The following is a 3024-nucleotide window of genomic DNA, read 5'->3' as shown; positions in this document are numbered from 1 at the left end:
CGGCGAACGCCGTCGCGACGGCGAGCGTCCGGCGCGTGGCGACGCAGGCGACGGCGAACCGCCACGCTGCGGCGGGGTCGCTCGCGTCGACGCCGGCCGTGTCCGGTGTGAGTGACATGCTGAAAGGGGGAGTGTGATACCGTCGAAGCGGCCGCCGCGACGCCGCGCGCGGGTGACGGCGCGTCGAGACGCGAGTGAACCGGGGGGATACTCGCGCGGCAGCGAGCGCCGGTCTGGCGCGCCGCGTCGCACGGTGGCCGAACCGTTCCGCCCCGGAGATGGTGACGCAAGGTCGGGCGAGGGGGAACGCGCCCGTTCGGTCGAGGGGGGATGGGATGGAACCTCTCGGAGCGGACCGGTCTTCGACGGCCATCGAGTGCAACGCCCCGGACGGGCTTAGTTATCAGTCGAATATCGTGACTGTCGTCGTCGTTAAGGAATGCCAATCACCCGTTAGGCGGCGACGAACGCGGTGAGAGCGCCGGAACTCGGGTGAGGGCCGTCGGTGCGACTCAGTCCGCCGCTCCCCGGACCGCGGCGCTTTTCAGCCCGTCGCGTGAGGCTCGTGTATGGCCAAGCAACCCCACCTGCTCGTCGAGGAGGGCGACGTGGAAGACATCGCACTCGTCCCCGGCGACCCCGGGCGCGTCGAGCGAATCGCCGCGCAGTGCGAGAACGTCGAGGAAGTCGCGGAGAACCGCGAGTACAAGGTCGTCAACGCCACCTACGAGGGCGTCCCGCTCACCATCTGTTCGACCGGCATCGGCTGTCCCTCGGCCGCCATCGCCGTCGAGGAACTCGCGCGCGTCGGCGTCGAGACGTTCGTCCGGGTCGGCACCATCGGCGCACTGCAGGAACACGTCGAAATCGGCGACATGATCGTGGCGACCGGTGCCGCGAAGGAGGAGGGCACCTCCAAGCGCTACGAGTCGGCGGTCATCCCGGCCGTCCCCGACTACGACGTGCTGTCCGCCCTCGTCGACTCGGCGGAAGCGAACGACGAGGACGTCCACGTCGGCCCCATCGTCTCCGACGACGCGTTCTACAACGAGTCCGAGGAGTACGTCGAGGCGTGGAACGAGGCGGGCCTCCTCGCCGTCGAGATGGAGGCGGCGACGCTGTTCTCCCTCGCGCGGCGGCGCGGACTCCGCGCGGGCGCATCTGCACGGTGGACGGCAACCTCGTGAAGGGGACGCAGAAGGGCGCCGACTCCGACGAGGAACTGCCGGAGAAGGCGAAGAACAACGTCGAACGGGCCATCACGCTGACGTTGGACGCGGTCACGACACTCGCGTAAGCCGTGTCTCGACTCCGACGGGTCGCCGCCTCGCTGCTGGCGCGAATCTCGCCGCTCCTCGCCCGGGTTCGCCGGGTCGAACGGCGTGAGCTGTCGGAGTTCCGTCGCTGGCTGGAGAACACGAGCAACCTGCTGCATCTCTCTATCCTGCTGTTCGTCCCGCTCATCATCGGGTTCGTGACGTTCCTCACGGGACGCATCGGCACGCTCTCGTACCTCCTGTTCCCGCCGCTTGCGTCGGGGACGTACACGCTGTTCTCCGACCCCGAGGGGCGGTACGCCGACCCCGTTCGCTTCGTCGGGAGCCTGACCATCGGGGCCGTCTGCGGCCTCGTGTCGCTGTGGTTCATCGTGGCGACGTACGGCGAACCGCAGACGGCGACGCCGCACCCCGTGAGCGCCGCGCTGGCGGTGTTCCTCACCGGCGTCGTCACGTGGGCCATCGACGTCGAGGCGCCGTCGGCGTTCTCGACGGCACTCCTCGCCCTCGTCTCCAACCCCGCGACGGCGGTGTCCCAGACGGAGAGCGCCGTCGCGTACGTCGTCAACATCTTCCTCGCGTCGGCCATCGTCGCCGGCGCGTTCGTCGTCTGGCGCGAGCGATTCTACGAACGCCGCGCGCAGTACCTGTACGAGACGGTCCACGGCGACGACCACGTCCTCGTCCCCATGCGCGGCGACGACGCCCCGCGCACGGCCCTGTTCGGCGCGCGCCTCGCCGCGGCCCACGACGCCGGGAAGGTGGTGTTGCTCGGCATCGTCGCGGAGGCGCCCGAGACGGCAATCGGCCCCGACGAGGCCGACATCGCCACGACCGAGGGCGACGACGCCGATCTCTCCGCGGAGGCGGACGAGACGGTGTCGGAACTCGAGTCGTGCGCCGCCGACATCCGGACGAGCGTCGGCGTCCCCTGCGAAGTCGTCGTCGCCGCGGGCGACCCCGTTCCGACGACGGTGCAGGCCGCGCAGAACGCCAACTGCGACCTCGTGGTGACGCCGTACGAGGAAGACCGCGGCCTCCTCTCGGAGTACGTCCGCGGCATCTTCCGCAGTCAGTTGGACGCCGTCGCGTTCCGCTCGGTCGGCGACACCCGACGCTGGAAGCGCATCCTCGTGCTGGTGTCCCGCCCGGGCGACACCGCCCACGCGATGATAGACTTCGCGACCCGCCTCGCCGGCCAGAACGGCGTCGTCAGCGTCACCACCTGTATCTCGAACGAGGTGGAACGCCGGACGGCCGAGACGCGACTCGCCAACTTCGCGGAGACGGCGGACGGCCCCATCGAGACGCGCGTCTCGCGGTCCGACGTGCAGTCGTTCATCTCCGCGAACGCGGGGTCGTACGACCTGCTCGTCCTCGGGTCGAGTCAGGAGCGCTCGGCGGCCTCGCGGTTCGTCTCGCCGCCGACGTTCGAGCGACTTCGGAGCGTCGAGTGCGACGTCGCCATCTTCGACCGCGGGACGCCCTGACCGCACCGGCCGCCGTCGTCGTCGGCTTCCCCGCCGAGTCGTCGTCGGCTTCCCCGCCGAGTCGTCGTCGGCCTCCCCGCCGAGTCGTCGTCGGCCTCCCCGCCGAATCGTCGTCGGCTTCCCCGCCCGAATCGTCGCCGGCGTCGTCAGTCGCCGTCGCCGCCGTTCTCGTCGTCCTCGTCCTCCAACACGTCCTGCGCGCCGCCGTCCTTCGACGGTTCCTCGGCAAGCAGTCGCCGTTCGAGTTCCTCGACGCC

1 protein-coding gene and 1 pseudogene are annotated in these 3024 nt (G+C 70.2%); both read left to right on the top strand.

All coding sequences use genetic code 11. The features are described from left to right. Positions 1–569: 569 nt before the first annotated feature. Positions 570–1297, top strand: a pseudogene (locus GJ632_RS20575) (nucleoside phosphorylase). A gap of 3 nt (positions 1298–1300) precedes the next feature. Further along, a complete protein-coding gene (locus GJ632_RS20570) occupies positions 1301–2767 on the top strand; it encodes an HPP family protein (RefSeq protein WP_343161295.1) in 1467 nt (488 codons plus the stop codon). Positions 2768–3024: the final 257 nt, after the last annotated feature.

The organism is Halogeometricum sp. CBA1124, assembly GCF_009741955.1.
Lineage (GTDB): Archaea > Halobacteriota > Halobacteria > Halobacteriales > Haloferacaceae > Halogeometricum > Halogeometricum rufum.
Note: the sequence above shows the minus strand (reverse complement) of the source record. Positions and strands in the feature narration are given on the sequence as shown.